This is a genomic window from Sorangiineae bacterium MSr11954 (genome assembly GCA_037157815.1).
Lineage (GTDB): Bacteria > Myxococcota_A > Polyangia > Polyangiales > Polyangiaceae > Pendulispora > Pendulispora albinea.
Genome location: CP089984.1, coordinates 11680966 through 11695480 on the forward strand (window position 1 = coordinate 11680966; position 14515 = coordinate 11695480).

Annotated in this window: 13 protein-coding genes; 4 read left to right on the forward strand and 9 right to left on the reverse strand. The window is 66.9% G+C overall.

Going from position 1 to position 14515, the window contains the following annotated elements; translation table 11 throughout:
* Positions 1-92 precede the first annotated feature (92 nt).
* From LZC94_45940 to LZC94_45950, 3 genes are all read left to right on the forward strand, one after another.
* Positions 93-683 (forward strand): hypothetical protein, encoded by a 591-nt coding sequence (locus tag LZC94_45940; protein WXB15149.1) that lies wholly within the window; start codon positions 93-95, stop codon positions 681-683.
* Between the two features lie 103 nt (positions 684-786).
* Complete coding sequence (locus LZC94_45945) at positions 787-3939, forward strand: AAA family ATPase (GenBank protein WXB15150.1); 3153 nt, start codon at positions 787-789, stop codon at positions 3937-3939.
* A 23-nt stretch (positions 3940-3962) separates the two neighbouring features.
* Positions 3963-4427: an RpiB/LacA/LacB family sugar-phosphate isomerase gene (locus LZC94_45950; protein WXB15151.1), complete on the forward strand. Its 465-nt coding sequence runs from the start codon at positions 3963-3965 to the stop codon at positions 4425-4427.
* A 13-nt stretch (positions 4428-4440) separates the two neighbouring features.
* On the opposite strand, the gene LZC94_45955 is transcribed toward LZC94_45950, so the two are convergent.
* From LZC94_45955 to LZC94_45975, 5 genes are all read right to left on the reverse strand, one after another.
* Positions 4441-5358: a GNAT family N-acetyltransferase gene (locus tag LZC94_45955; protein ID WXB15152.1), complete on the reverse strand. Its 918-nt coding sequence runs from the start codon at positions 5356-5358 to the stop codon at positions 4441-4443.
* 728 nt (positions 5359-6086) lie between these two features.
* On the reverse strand, positions 6087-6260 hold the full coding sequence (locus LZC94_45960) for a hypothetical protein (protein WXB15153.1): 174 nt from the start codon (positions 6258-6260) through the stop codon (positions 6087-6089).
* A 283-nt stretch (positions 6261-6543) separates the two neighbouring features.
* Complete coding sequence (locus tag LZC94_45965) at positions 6544-7197, reverse strand: 7-cyano-7-deazaguanine synthase (GenBank protein ID WXB15154.1); 654 nt, start codon at positions 7195-7197, stop codon at positions 6544-6546.
* An 8-nt stretch (positions 7198-7205) separates the two neighbouring features.
* Positions 7206-7982 (reverse strand): SDR family oxidoreductase, encoded by a 777-nt coding sequence (locus LZC94_45970; protein WXB15155.1) that lies wholly within the window; start codon positions 7980-7982, stop codon positions 7206-7208.
* The gene (locus LZC94_45975; GenBank protein ID WXB15156.1) at positions 7979-8749 is read right to left on the reverse strand and encodes a class I SAM-dependent methyltransferase; all 771 of its coding nucleotides are present in this window, start codon (positions 8747-8749) and stop codon (positions 7979-7981) included. Before LZC94_45975 ends, LZC94_45970 begins: the two co-directional genes overlap by 4 nt.
* 245 nt (positions 8750-8994) lie before the next feature.
* Between LZC94_45975 and LZC94_45980 the strand changes: the two genes are divergently transcribed.
* Positions 8995-10200: an agmatine deiminase family protein gene (locus LZC94_45980; GenBank protein WXB15157.1), complete on the forward strand. Its 1206-nt coding sequence runs from the start codon at positions 8995-8997 to the stop codon at positions 10198-10200.
* A gap of 50 nt (positions 10201-10250) precedes the next feature.
* Here LZC94_45980 and LZC94_45985 read toward each other — a convergent pair whose 3' ends face one another.
* Genes LZC94_45985 through LZC94_46000 form a run of 4 tightly spaced genes read right to left on the reverse strand, consistent with a single transcriptional unit; the run spans position 10251 to position 14243 of the window.
* Complete coding sequence (locus LZC94_45985) at positions 10251-11246, reverse strand: hypothetical protein (protein WXB15158.1); 996 nt, start codon at positions 11244-11246, stop codon at positions 10251-10253.
* Positions 11243-12478 (reverse strand): glutathionylspermidine synthase family protein, encoded by a 1236-nt coding sequence (locus tag LZC94_45990; protein ID WXB20327.1) that lies wholly within the window; start codon positions 12476-12478, stop codon positions 11243-11245. Before LZC94_45990 ends, LZC94_45985 begins: the two co-directional genes overlap by 4 nt.
* Positions 12478-13581, reverse strand: coding sequence for a hypothetical protein (locus LZC94_45995; GenBank protein WXB15159.1), 1104 nt, complete (start codon positions 13579-13581; stop codon positions 12478-12480). The genes LZC94_45990 and LZC94_45995 overlap by 1 nt, the downstream gene beginning before the upstream one ends.
* Entirely contained in the window at positions 13578-14243 is a 666-nt protein-coding gene (locus LZC94_46000) for a hypothetical protein (protein WXB15160.1), read from the reverse strand. Before LZC94_46000 ends, LZC94_45995 begins: the two co-directional genes overlap by 4 nt.
* Between the last annotated feature and the right edge of the window lie 272 nt (positions 14244-14515).

A 14515-nucleotide genomic window follows, 5' to 3' on the forward strand; every position in this document is an offset into this window, starting at 1 on the left:
GGAGGATCGTACCTCAATCGTGCGCGGCGGGCGTGTTTTGCGGGCTTTTTCACCCATGGCGAGCGAGGGATGCGGGTGCTAAGCACCCTCTCATGAACCTCGCGCCGCCCTTCGAAGCTCTGTTCGCGACCTCGGAACCGCCGGAGTTGGGCCCGCGTCCGCGCGCGGGCACCGCCTCGGAGGCGGAGCTCCATCGCAAGCTCGAGGCCTCGTTTCAAGCCTCCAGAGGCGGCGGCCCGAACGCGCCACCCGGCCTACGCGGCGGCGCGCAGGATCTCGTGCGCGCGCTCGTCCTCCTCTGGCACGATCACATCGATCCGGCGCACGAGATCGCGCAGCGGATCGAGACCGCGGACGGGAGCTACCTTCATGGCATCGTGCACCGGCGCGAGCCGGACTATGGCAATGCCAAATATTGGTTTCGGCGCGCGGCCCATCACCCGTGCTCTCCGGAGATCGCCCGTCGTGTTCGAGCGCGCCTGGAGGGGACGGGCGAGCGCGCGCTGCTGCAAACGTCGATTGCCGACGATCGGTGGGACGCGTGCGCGTTCGTGGACGCATGCGAAGCGGAGGCGCGCCGGCCGAACCCCGCGCGAACGAGCTTGCTACGGGCGATTCAACACATCGAATTCGCCGCTCTGCTGGAGTATTTCACGTCGCGCGGGCCGTCGTCGATCCGATAGCCGTGCGCCTCGATCGTCAACCGTTGTCGTCTCACTGACAGCGAGGTTCAAAACGCATTGGGGCGCGCGGGCGTAGTAAACTCGGCGAGGAGGGAGGTCCTTCATGCCGACTTGGCAGCGACTCGCCGAGCGCCTCCAGCAGCGTGCTCACGCCGTCCTCGAGCAGGTTCGTGCCCGGCGCGTCGAAGGGCGGACCGCCGACATTTCCGATCCGGCGCCTCTCCAAGATCGCGCGGCCGCCATCAAAGGACCCATGGCATTCGGGCCCGAGGATGGAGCGTTATTTCGTAAGCTCGGCCGCGAGAGCGAGTTGCAGAAGCTACTCGGCTACATCCGCGACGAACGAACACCCCTGGTGGTTCTGATGGGCGCATCGGGGGCCGGCAAGACCTCGCTGCTCCGCGCAGGGCTGAGCGATATCCTCTCGCCTACGGACGTGATATCGCATTACTGGGAGGCCTTGCCGACGGATCCCGGGGAGGGGCTCCTCCGCACGCTTCGCGCGTCCTGGGGGCGCACGACCTTGAACGGGTTGGACGCGGAGAATCCGGACGAAGCGGAAATGTTTCCCTCCACCATCGAGGAGTTGGTGAACCCCGCGCGGCTCGGCTCGCAGAACCACGTGATCGTGCTGGACCAGCTCGAACAGCTGCGCGGCCGCGATCCGCTCGAGTGCCCCATCTTCGGTTTGCTCCGCGCGATCGCGCGCGACGCCAAGCCCCCGCACCGGATCACCTTCATCGTCGCGTTTCGCAGGGAGTTCCGTGCCAATTGGTCCGACTTCATCATTCCGGAGCAGGAGCGCGGCTTCTTTCCCCCGGAGCTCTCGCTCGGGGCCTTTGCCTCGGGGCAGGCGCGCGACGTGATGGGCCATCTGGTCGACGCGTCGGGGGTGCCGGTCGACCCGAAGGTGCTGGACAATCTGCTCCGCGCCATCGCCGTCGATGGAGAGGTTTGCCCCGTGGACATGGGGATCGGGCTGCTCGCTTTGTCCGAGCTTCACCGGCGGAAAGTGGGAAAGACGATCACGTCGTCCGATTACCACTTTGCGGGCGGCGCCGAAGGCGTCCTGACCCAATACGTCGAGCGGTGCCTGGACGGCATTCGATCGGTGGATCGCGAGACGGTCTTGAAGGCGATGCTCGCGCTCCAGGAGCCAAATGGCCATCAGCGGGTGGCCGAAGGCTCGACCGCCGAGGGGCTGGCGGAGGAGGCCTACGCCGAGCCATCGCGATTGAAGCTGGCGCTCGACCACCTGGCGAGGCCCGACGTTCGGTTGCTCGAAAAGGTCGGCGCCGGCGGCGAGCGGTATCGGCTGGCGCACGAGCGCTCGATCTCGGCCGTCCTTCGATTGAGCGGCGCGTGGCTGGCGGACGTCGAGCAGGCCCGGTTGAAGTTCAGCAACGCCTTCGTGGCCTGGAAGAACAACGAGCAGCGCGCGCGGTTTCTGCTGGACGCCAAAGATCTGCGCCTGATCGAGCGCTGCCAAAGTCGGGTATCGTGGGGCGGCGGCAACGAGCTGGAGAAGCAGGATTTCATCCGGCGGAGCATGTGGAGGCGCACCTGGAGCCGGCTGGGGCTGGTCGCGGCCGCGTTTACCTTGGTGGCCGGCGCCTGGTTCGCCAATTTGCAGGTCGAGCGCTACGAGGGGCGGAGGTTCTTGAAGGAGAGCGGATATCCGCCGGAGCTCTACGATTGGCAACATCAATTGGAGGCGCTCACCTTGAATGGTCCGCTGGACGTGGAGCGATTCACGTGGTTGCGGTCGAAGTCGCTCGAGGTCCTGAATGTCAAAGCGTCGGCCTATTCGAGCTCGATGGCGGGCCTCGCGTCGCTCGCGCACTGCGACTCGCTCAAGACGCTATGGGTCGACGCGCACCATACGCAAATAAGCGATTTGAAGCCGCTCGCGCCGCTGGAGTCGCTGACCCAGCTGACCCTCGATCTGGCGTCGGCGCAGGTGAACGATCTGAAGCCGCTGGAGGGGTTGAAGTCGCTCACGCAGCTCGCGCTGGACCTCCGCGACGGGGTAGGGGTCGAGCTCAAATCCGTGGCGCACCTGAAATCGCTCACCGATCTGCGCCTCGATCTGGGCTCGAGCCGCGAGGCCCATGCCCCGGCGGCGCCCAACGATCTGAGCGCGATCGAACGTCTGCCCGCGCTCACCCGGCTGGCGCTCGGCCTTCGTTCCAACCGCGCGAGCTCCCTCCAGCCGCTCACGGGCTTGAAGTCGCTGTCGCAGCTGTCGATCGATCTGGGTGGCAGCCCGGTGAACGACCTGAAGCCGCTCGCGAACCTGACATCGTTGACCGAGCTGTCCCTCGCGCTCCGCGATACGCCGCTGCGCGATTTGAAGCCGCTCGAGAGCCTGACGTCGCTGACCGAGCTCACGCTCGATCTCCGGGGCAGCCAAGTGAGCTCCCTTCAGCCGCTCGAGAGCTTGAAATCCCTGCGCCGCTTGAGGATCGATCTGCGCGACGGCGCGGTGACCGATCTTTCCCCGCTCGCGGGCCTCGCGTCGTTGACCGAGCTGTCCCTCGCGCTCTCGCGGAGTCAGGTGAGCTCTCTTCAGCCGCTGGAGGGGCTCGGTTCGCTTTTGGAGCTCTCGCTCGACCTCGACGCGAGCGCGGTGAAAGATCTGGAGTCGCTCCGGCGATTGAGGTCGCTGCAGCAGCTCTCGCTCGATCTCGGCCTCAGCCAAGTGCGCGATTTGAGCCCGCTCGAGAGCCTCCCGGCGCTGACCCGCCTCACGTTGAACCTTCGCGGGAGCGCGGCGCCCGACTTGACGGCGCTGGCGCGCACCAAGTCGCTGCGGCAGCTTTCGCTCGATCTCGGCGCGAGCCAGGTGACGGATTTGAAGCCGCTGGCGGAGCTGTCGTCGTTGACCGCGCTCAGCCTGAGGCTCGACCCGAGCACCATCGAGGATCTCTCGCCGATGGACCGTCTGACGTCGCTGACGGAGCTCACGCTCGATGTGGGCTTGAGCAAGGTGACCGACCTTTCGCCCCTCGGGCGGTTGGAGTCGCTCACCGATCTGTCGCTGCGGCTCGCGAACAGCCAAGTGAGCCACCTGGGGGCGCTCGAGCGCTTGAAAGCCATCAAGCGGCTTCACCTCGAGCTGGACAACCAGGTGAACGATTTGAAGCCGCTCGAGGGCCTGACGTCGCTCGAGACGCTGTCGATCGCCAACGCGAACCGCGCGCAGCGCATGTCGCTCCGGAAGATCGCGCGCGGCTTGAAGCAGTTGGTATTTTAGCGCCCTGTGGCACAATCCAGAGGATGCGCATCGCACTCTGCTCGGACGAACCTTACGCGGTCCATCAGACCATCGAAGACGAGCTCGCCCGCCGCGGGCACGAGGTCGTTCGCTTCGGGGCCATCGCGAGCAAAAAAGACGAACCGTGGGCCGACGTCGCCGAGCAAGCGGCGCTGGCCGTTCGCCGCGGGGAGTGCGACGAGGGCATCTTCCTTTGCTGGACGGGGACGGGGATCAGCATCGCCGCGAACAAAGTCGAGGGGATCCGCGCCGCGCTCTGCGCCGATCCACCGACGGCGGCGGGGGCGCGCGTCTGGAACCACGCGAACGTGCTCTGTCTCTCGAACCGCACCCTATCGCCCGACGTCGCCAAGGAGATCCTCGCCGCGTGGTTCGATACGCCGGCCGGCGATCGAGGCGCCGCCGGGGTGACGCGCCTCGCCGAGGTGGAGCAGCGTCACCGCGGTCGCCAGGCGGGGCGGGGCTAAAGCCGCCGGACGGTCAGGCGTCGGCGGTGCGGCGGGGGAGCTCGATGGAGCGGTTCTCCTCCAGGACGTGGTATCCGGTTTTGTCGTAGAAGCCCATGGCGCCTTTGTTGCCGCCGAACACGTCGAACATGAACACGGAGTCACCGGCGGCGAGGGCGGCGTGCTCGCCGAGCAGCATGGCCGCTCGTCCATATCCGCCGCCGCGGTAGGGTTCGTGGATTTCCAGCGAGTAGCCGAAGGTGACGCTCGGCAAATGGCGGTGTCGCAGCCAGCCGGTGCCGATCACCACGCCTTGGTCCTCGAAGACCTGGAGGGTCGTATCGGCGGTGCCGAAGCCGTGCGGAAGCAGCTCCGCAAAGTCCTTGTCCGATTTGTGCCGCGCCTCCTCGGGGGAGAGGGCGCCCGACCGTAAAATGTCGTGGATGTAATCGGCTTTTCGGCCCTCCAGCCATGCGGGGTATTCCGCTTCGGTCATGAGCCGGACGGAGGCTTTCTCCACCGGCTCGGCGTCGGCGATGACGCGCATGCGGGTTTGACCGCGAACCGGGTAATCCTCGAACAGCGGATCGGGCGCGACCAACCTCACGCCGATGCGCACGGCGCCCCGCTCTTCGCACCAGCGCTCCGCCCACGCGCGGGCGGCCCGTTCATGGCCTTCTCCCGCGTGACCCGGGTCGACCCACGAATCTCGAATATGGCCGGTGGGGTGAGCCCCGCTCCCGGTGATGGACACCGCGACAAATCCCACGCGCGCGCCCGCCGACGTGATCTCCGCCACCGTCCACCCATCAAAGCCGGCCCGCAGCTGCTCGATGCGCTGCTTCATCGCCAAATCGGGGAGGCCCACAGCGTGATAGGCGTCACGCAGTCGCCGTTCGAAGCTGGCTTGCCAGGGGTCTCTGCTTCCCACGATGGGACGAATTTCGGTCATACGATCACCGTCGCGTCAAAAAACTTTTTGTGTGCTTCGCACACCTCAACCAGAACGACTCTTTGCGAACCCGCCGGAGGGGGCGCTCGTTGCAAGCATCGCTGGAGGTAAGACGCTCGTTGCAAGCTTCGCCGGGAGGAGGACGCTCGTGCAAGCTTCGCCGGGAGGCGGGCGCTCGTTGCAAGCATCGCCGGAGGGAGGACGCTCGCTGCAAGCATCGCCGGAGGGAGGACGCTCGTTGCAAGCATCGCCGGAGGTAGGACGCTTGTTGCGAGCATCGCCCGGGAGGAGGACGCTCGTGCAAGCTTCGCCGGGAGGAGGACGCTCGTTGCAAGCATCGCCGGAGGGAGGACGCTCGTTGCAAGCATCGCCCGGGAGGAGGACGCTCGTGCAAGCTTCGCCGGGAGGAGGACGCTCGTTGCGAGCATCGCCCGGGAGGAGGACGCTCGTGCAAGCTTCGCCGGGAGGAGGACGCTCGTTGCGAGCATCGCCCGGAAGGGAGGACACGCATTGCGAGCATCGCCGGAGGGAGAACGCTTGTCGCAAGGTCGGACACTCGTTGCAAGCTTCGCCTACATGAGTGGAAAACACCTTTTGTGTGCGAAGCACACATCACGGCGGCTCCTTGGGGCCGTCGGCCTTGGCCGGTGAACGTCTCGGTTGCCAAGGAGCCGCCGCGCGGGCCACGGAATGGCCAGGTGCGGTGTTAGCGCCGCGTGGTCGTGGCGCTAGACGTTGACGGTGTCGGCTAGGTTTTGGACGGTATCCGCGGCGGTGTTTTCGATGGCCCTCGTGGAACCGATGGCCCTCGTGGCCGCGTCGGACGAGATCCTTGCTGGGTAGATGCGGATGGCCTCGCGCACCAATTTGAGCGGCTCGCGTGTCGACGGTGCTTCGATCATTTCACTTCCGTCCGTATACATGAATATCTCCCGGTACGAGTATTGGATATGGGCGGTATGCCGTGCATGTCAGACGTGCCCCTCGAGATGCTGCAACTCGAAGTGCGCGACTGCTGCGAACACTTGGCGACTGTTACCGGATGCGATAGCAGACGCCGTATATTGTCAAGCGGTGTAACGGGGTGGAATTTCCACGCGCGAAGAGCACCCCAGCCGTAGCCATTTCCACGTTCATGCATTTTACACGTTATATGTATATGCAAATGTATGGAATGCCGTGTTGCTACGCGTGCTCATTGCGATAACGCGTTCGGTCGGCGATCCCGGAGCGTAGGAACGCCTGCCGGCGCTCTTCGCATTTGTTGCACGCGCCGCAATGGGCGCCGTCGCGTGGCGCGAGGCACGTGAGCGTGAGCTCCAGGGGCAACCCGCTCGCGCGCTGGATCAACTCGTGCTTGTGCAAACCACGGTAGGGCGTGAGCAGCTCGAGGGGGTGCGCGAGCCCCGCGCTCAAGACGCGCGCATAGTCCCGGAAGAACGCCGGCGTGCCGTCGGGAAAGGGATTTCCACCCAGCGAGCCGATGGCCATCGCCTGCACGTCGTGGACGCTGCACCACACCGCGCACAGCCCGAGGAGCAGGATGTTGCGCCCCGGCAAATACACGGCTTCGTCGGGCGACGCCGCGTCGGGGATCTGCTCGTTCGTCAGGCTCCAGTGGTTGCCATAGAGCGGGCGCGCCGGGACGTGCAACGTGGTCACGGGCTGAACGCTCTCGGACGCCAGCGCCGCGATGAACCGCTCGAGCGCTCGGAGCTCGTCCTGCTCCCATGGCAACCCGGCGGACACGTAGAGGGGCCAAACGCGCGACTCGCGCGCCAGCTCCGCCAACAAGACCGCGCTGTCCAAACCGCCGCTGGCCAACACCGCAACGCGCATGGCTTGCCTCACGATGCCCCCGACCCGGCCAAATGACGGCCCGAATCGATGCGAATGATCTCCCCCGTGATCGTCTCCGCCCGCAGCAAGGTGACCACCATTTCTGCCAGATCGTCCGGCGACGACTCGCGCGTGAGAGGCGTATCGTTCTGGACCAGCGTGGTCCACTCCGCCGGGGCCATGTCGACCGGCCTTCGCATGGGCCCGGGCGCCACCGCGTTCACCAGGATGCCGTGCGGTGCCAGCTCGACGGCGAACGCGCGGGTCATGAAATCGACCGAGGCCTTCGCCGTCAAATACGGAAGAAAGCCGCGGTACGGTGTCGCCCCGGCCGCCCAATCCGTGCAGAATACAATATGTCCGCGCGTTTGACCGCCCGCGGTCTCCCCCGCGCCCTCGCGCAAAAGCCGCGACCCGTGGGCGGCGAGGAGAAAGCTCGAGCGCGCGTCGGCCATATCGCGCTCCCACGTCGCCAGGTCGAGCGAGTCGAGCGGCGCCGCCGAGAAACCGGACGCCATGTGCACGATCCCGAACAGGCCGCCCAGCGCCGCACGCGCGGCCCCCAGCAGGTGAACGACGTCGGCTTCCACCGTGAGATCGCCCTGCAGCAGCGCGACCCCATGGCCGCCGGCGGACACCTCGTTCGCCAGCAACTCGGCCTCGGTGCGCGAGGAGCGGTACGCGAGCGCGAGCACCGCGCCCTCGCGCGCGAGCCGCTTGGCCACCACGGCGCCGATGCGGCGCGTGCCGGTGAGCAGCACCCCGCGGCCGGCGAGGTCGATCACTTCTCCGCCACCACGATCATGCGCCGGGTCGAAATGGCGTAGTCGGTGCCGTCCAAGGCGCCGTACACGCGGCGGAGGGTGAGCCCGCTCCGGCGCAGCATGTTCTCCGTCTCCGTCAGGGTGTAGAGGCGCACGTCGATGGCCCCGAGCTCGTGCCGCTTTCCGTCGGCGATGCGGGTAAACGCGACCCGGTTGCGACTGGTACGCAGATTCAACGTGCGCTCCTCCAGCAGCACCGAGCCGTCCGGCTGCGGGAACCACTCGCGTTCGATCTGGTTCGTCATCACCCATTCGCGGTTCAAGCCGTCGAGCAGCAGCCGGCCCCCCGCGCGCAGCCTCTGAGCGACCGACGCGAGCACGCGGGCGTCTTCTTCCTCCGACTCCAGATAGCCGAACGACGTGAACATGTTGATCACCGCGTCGAACTCGGGGAGCGGCGGGATGGCGCGCATGTCAGCTTCGACCGTGGTCAGCACCACGCCGCGCCGGGCGGCTTCGTCGCGCGCGGCCGCGAGATAAGCCGGGTTGAGGTCGAGCCCCGTGACCTTCATCCCGCGGATGCCCAGCTCGATCGCATGACGCCCCGGACCGCAGCAGAGATCCAGCACGCGCTCCCCGGGCTTGAGGTTCAGGAGCTTCACCACCCCCGCGATCTCCCGCTCCGAGTCGAAGCTCTCGAGCAGCCGCTCGCACGCGACGAAGTAGTCATCGCTGAAGAATTTGCGGTACCACGGCAGGGCGGACGGCTCCGGCACACGCACGTTCATTGGCGGATAGGATACCCGAATTCATAACGCGTCAAGCCATTCGCGTCACACGCGCGCTTGTGTCGTCCGAGCAGCATCGGCGGGATATGCAATGCGAATACATACTTGGACGCACACGCAATTGCCTCGAAATGGGGCGCTGTGGAGCGAGACATAAGGTATGAGTGGCGCGCTGCAAAGCAGGCGCAGAAAAAACACGAGTCTCGAACAGGGCCGTTACTCCGGGGGGAAGGAAAGGTGACTCCATGCCTCGACGACAGTTTCGAATCGTTGTACCCGTTGCGCTGACCGTCCTGCTCATGGGAGCAGGCTGCGCGTCCAACGCCGACGAGCAAACGGGCGCCGAAGATACGAACGTGAGCGATGTCACGCGCAATGCCCTCGTCGATCACGAAGGCTCCGCGCGATCCACGGGTCTACCCAATTGGGCGACCGAGGAGGAGCTCGCGGTCCAGCGCAACGCGCGCGCGCCCCAGGAACGAGCCGAGGCCGCGCCGGAGGCTGCACCCGCGCCGGGCTACCGCGTCCCCGCCGAGTACGAGCCCGTGAGCACCGTGGTCATGACCTATGCGGCCCATACCGCGGTTTTGCGCGGCATCGCGGTGGCGGCGGCCGCGGCCGACGCCAACGTGTGGATGGTGGGCGGGCCTTCGTCCATTTCGGGTGTTCCGGCGAATCGCTACCGGGCGCTCAGCTACGGCTACGACAGCATCTGGTCGCGCGACTACGGCCCGGTGGGCATCAACGAGGTGACGCGCAAGCTCGGCATCATCGACACCACCTACCGCCACTACGCGACGCGCCGCAACGACGACGCCATGTCGTGCAAGCTCGCCTCGGCGCTCAGCGCGGAATGCCATACGACGAATCTGATCCTCGACGGTGGCAATTACATGACCGACGGCCGCGGAAACGCCTTTTTGAGCAAGCGCGTTTACGATTGGAACTCATCGCTTTCGAAGGCGACCGTCGATGGCCTCCTCAAGAGCTACCTCGGCGCCACCACGATTCATATTTTGGATTACGCGGCCAGCTCGGGCGGCAGCCCCGCCGACGGCACCGGGCATATCGACATGTTCGCCAAGCTGGTGGGCGACTGCAAAGTCATCGTCGCCCAAGCCACCACCGAGCCTTTCCGGAGCGTGACCGACAAGGCGGCCGCCTACTTCGCCAACCTCTCCTGTGGCACGGGACGCTACACGGTGACGCGCGTGAAAGGCTGGCAGAGCGGCGGCACGTGGTACACGTATACGAACTCGCTCATCGTCAACAATACGGCGATCATTCCGTTCTACAACAACACCGCCGAGAACGACGCCGCCACGCGCGCGTACAAAGCGGCCCTCCCGGGCTACACCGTCGTGGGGGTCAACAGCGAGGGCCCCATCGTGCAAGGCGGGTCGATCCACTGCATCACCAAGGAAATTCCGACGGTCGCAGCTGCCTTGTAAGGTGTCGGCGATGCGGTCGCGGACGCGCCGTTGCGTCGCGCGCGGGTGCGCTACCCACCGCCGCCGCCGCGCCATGAGCCACCGCCGCCGCCCCACATGGGGCCGCGCGTGAAGATGCGGGGAGGCCCGAAAGCCCCGAAGCCTCCCCGCGCCCTCTCGTAGAATTTCGGATCCTCGAGCAAGGTGGCGCGGCGGCCGACGAACAAGGTGTAGGCGGCGAGCTCGGACGGCCAGCGCGCGCCCGGTTTACGCTTGGCGAGCATGCGGAGATCGACCAAGTGGAGCGCGATGCCCGCCTGCTGGTAGGCGGCAAAGACGAAGTGCAGATCGTCTTCCTCGGTCTCGGTGTCGTCGAGATCTTCCACCACGTAGACGAGGCGGGTGACGCCGTTCTCGCGGAGCACCTCGGGGGTCGGGAGATCGCCGGGGCTCATGACATAACGGTTGTCGAACACGTTGTCCGGCGGCGCATCGAAGCGGTACGCGAGGCGCCAGGAGTCGAGCAGGAAAATGGGATACGTGCCCGTCGCCGCGGGATCCGGCGCCTTCGGCGGCATGCGGATCAGCGCGGCCAGGGTCTCCTCGGCCGGGACCAGCTCGTCGGGATCGGGCCAATTGTTGAAGGTGAGCACGAGGCTCACCGGCTCGCGCGCCTCGTGGCTCAAGGTGGTGGCAAAGGCCACGGAGGCCGCGCCGCGGAGATCGAGCATCCAGAGCGTGCCCTGCGGAAGCCCCGCGCTGGCGACGGCATGGGCGGCGGCGCGCGCGTCGCCGAGCACCTCGAGCGCCTCCACGTCGGGCAGCGCGCCCGTCCGCGGCTCCTCGCCCAGCGCCGTGAGGAGGGTCGCTTTGGCGTAGCGGCTCCAGGGGTTGCCCGTCGGGAGCTGCCACAAGGGAAGCAGCTGCGACGTGGTCGGGAGCGACGTGTCGACCGAGGCGGGGACATCTTGCGCCCAATACGCCACGCTCACCGAGGGGGTCCACGGACGGCTCGCGCATGCCGCCGAGATCAGGGCCGCGGGCGCCGCATACACGAAGCGCCTCATGACGGCGCCCCTTCGACGAACGCGGGCACCACCAAGGCGTCGTGCGAAACATGGCTCTCGGGCGTCAGCCGCACGAAGTAGCCCGCGAAGGTTCCATCGAGCACGTATGCGCCCAAGGTCACGTAGCGCGGACCCCACACGGTGGAGATCGTACGCTGCGGAATGAACCGCTGCGCGATCCACGAATCACCGCGGCGCACCAGCCGCGCGACCTCGCGCACCAACCCCGCCCACTCGTCGGCGCTCGCCAGCGCCCCGACCAGCACCTCGTCGCCCACCCGCCCGAAGGCGCGCTTGACCACCCACGCGGCGCGCTCGTCGATGATGCGCTCCACCTCGATGTCGCCGAACGCGAACGTCGCCGGGATGCGCGCCTCCCGCGCGGCCTCCGGATCGCGCGTCCAGGCGCGGGCGAACGAGAGCTTCGACTGGCCATAGACTTGGGCGAAGCTGCTCAAGGTGCGCAGCTTTCCCGATTCGACCGCCCGCACGTAGTCGCGCACATTGCCCTGCGCCGCCATTTCCTCGATGGGATAAAAGCGATAGAGCACGTCGATGCGCTCGCCGCCGCGCACCCGAAGCGCGCCGTCGGGCGATGCGCGCGGGGCGGTGGGCGAGACGAAGATGGCGCGCGCCCCGAGCGCCTCGACCCGCCGCTTGATGAAGGCGCACACCTGCAGATCTTCGGCATAGGCGGTGGCGAACACCAGGCCCACCGTTCCGCCGCGTGCCAGGGCGACGAGCCTCCGGGCCAGGTGATCGACCACCACCGTGGGGTTCTCGCCACCGAGGAACCCCGCCGAGCGCGCGAGGCGCGGCAAGCCGAAGGCCTCGTTGAACCCGCCCGGACAATCCGCGTTGACCTCGCAAGGATGAAAGGCGCCGTCGTCCCCAAGTAAAAGATCCACGCGCACCAGCGCCGCGGTGTCGCCCGCGCGGTGCGACGCGGCTGCCAGCGCGCTCACATCGGGGTGCAGCGCATAAACGCGCGCCTCCTCGGGCTCCTCGTGGGCCAGGCGCGCCACGCGCGCGATGCTTCGAACCGTGGCCTCGGCGGCGCGCCGGGCTGTGTCGTGAAGGCCGCGCGGAAGGATCAGCGGGTGCAGATCGACCCTGCGGCTGCCGGAGACGAAGGGGTCCCAAATGAGGAAGCGGTAGGTGAGCTCGCGAAATAGCGTCTCGTCCTCGAGCGGATCGGCCACCTGCAGCGGGCGCACCTCGGGGACATCCATCAAGGGAGCCCTCGGGCCATCTCGCGCCAGAGGATCGGATCCTCGGCGCCGAGGCCATAAAACACGACGCCCACGTCGATGGGAAATACCTCCGGGCCCCAAGCGCGCAAGGTGCGAAGGATCGATTCGCTGTCGTCGTACCAGAGCTCGTGCGACTCGCCGTTGGGATCGAGGTAGCGAAAGTTGGGTGTGCCGGTGGGCCCGCGCGCGGGGGTGAGGCCATGGAGCGCGGCCAACCCCTTGGCCTCCAAATAGGTGACCAAGCGCTCACCCGCGCGGCTGAAGTCGACCCCATAAAGCGGATATGCGACGCTGATGCGCGCGCCGCCCGCCTGCGAACGGGCCAGGCGAACGGCGTCGACCGCCCAACCCGATTCGATGGTGGGGCCGGCGCCTGCGCCGCAGCACGAGAAGTCGAGGGTCATCACGCGAAGGTCGTCGGCCGAGCGCGAAAGGCGCGCGACGTCGAACGCATCGCCGCCCGGCAGATCGCTGGGCAGCGTTACGGAGGGCGGTAGAAACACGCCGAGGCTCTTGAGGGGCCGAATCTTGGGCGCGAGCTCTTCCACGAATTGCCCCACCGCGTCGCGCGCGCCGTTGGGCAAGCTTTGAAAGTCGAGCTCGAGGCCGTCGAACGCGCTCGAACGCGCTTGCAGCTCGGCGATGACGGCGCTGCGCCACTCGGGGGCGGCGAGCCGCTGCGCCGTCTGGTTGCCATCGTATTTGCCCCCCGTTTCATCGGTGAATGAAACGCCAATGCGTACTTTGTACCCGCGCGCGCGCAGCGACTGGGCCTCGGCCGCCAGCGCGTTCTTGGCCGAGGGATCGGCGGGCGAGACGGTGCCATCGAAGCGAGGGATGAAGCAAAGAAGAACCACGTCTTGAATGACGCGCTGCCCGCTGGGCGATGCGAGCACTTGTTTTTGCCAGGGCTCGAGCGCGCACCCATCGGCGATGACCGTATTGTGCCGCGCGGGAATGGCCATTTGCGCGGCGGAGGAGAGCCGATCGTCGACCGAATCCGAGGCGCCGCAGCCCGTGATGGCAAAGGGCGCGGCCCCGAGCAGGGAGGCGGCGGCGAGCAAAGAGCGGAAGAGGCTCATGATCCGTACTCCCAGCGAAGCCCGAGGGAGACTCCCCCGAGCCAATGGTGCTCGTAAAGCTTGGGGGCGACGAAGAGGCAAATGCGCTCATCCGGATTGAGGCGGCGGCACGCCTCGACATCGGTCCGCAAGGCGGGCGAGGCGGCGAAGAGGGCGACGTCGTCCGCCTCGCGCCCCACCGAGACGCGCGCGTTCATACCTGCCAGCACCACGGACGTTCGAAAGGTGGCGGCGAACATCCACCGGCGCTCCTTCATGCGGACCCCGAATCCAATCAAGTCGAACGCGAAGACATACGCGCTCGACGGCCGCACCTCCACCATGCTCCCATCGACGCTGGTGCGGACGGGCGCGTGCTTTCCCAGCGGAAGCCCCCCGCCGAGGCCCAGCAGTGGAACGATGTACCGATCGTCGAACACCACGTCCAATCCGACATTGGCCCCGAGGGTCGGGGGAATGCCGATATCGGCGATGCGAAAATGCTCGTACTCGCGGAGCTGGGTGGCGGTGAGGCTCGTCCCTTCCCCGAAGGTGGGCGCGCCGCGGTAGACCGAGAAAACAGCCTCGCCTCGAAACTGCGCGCGCACGTCGGCCCGGGTGGTTCGTGCGCTCGAGACGACCGTGAGCAGCGCAGCCGAAGCGAGGATGGCTTGCATCGTCACGGTCGAACCCATTGGACTGCACCCCACGTAAGCGCGCGACATGCGAGGTGCCAATCTTATTCCAAGCGGGGGACCCGCGCATGACGCGCTCGCACCTTTCGCGAGGATGCTCGCCCCTCCGAGATCTCGAGCCTTTGGACGAACCGGCGGCACGATGGCCCAAATCCCCCGAATCGACCTGCGGGCGGCTTCGAACGGCAAAGCCAAAACGTTGGCAGGGCTCCACCGGATTGGAAGTCGCAAAGCACGATTGTCGCGGAAAAAGGGTTCCC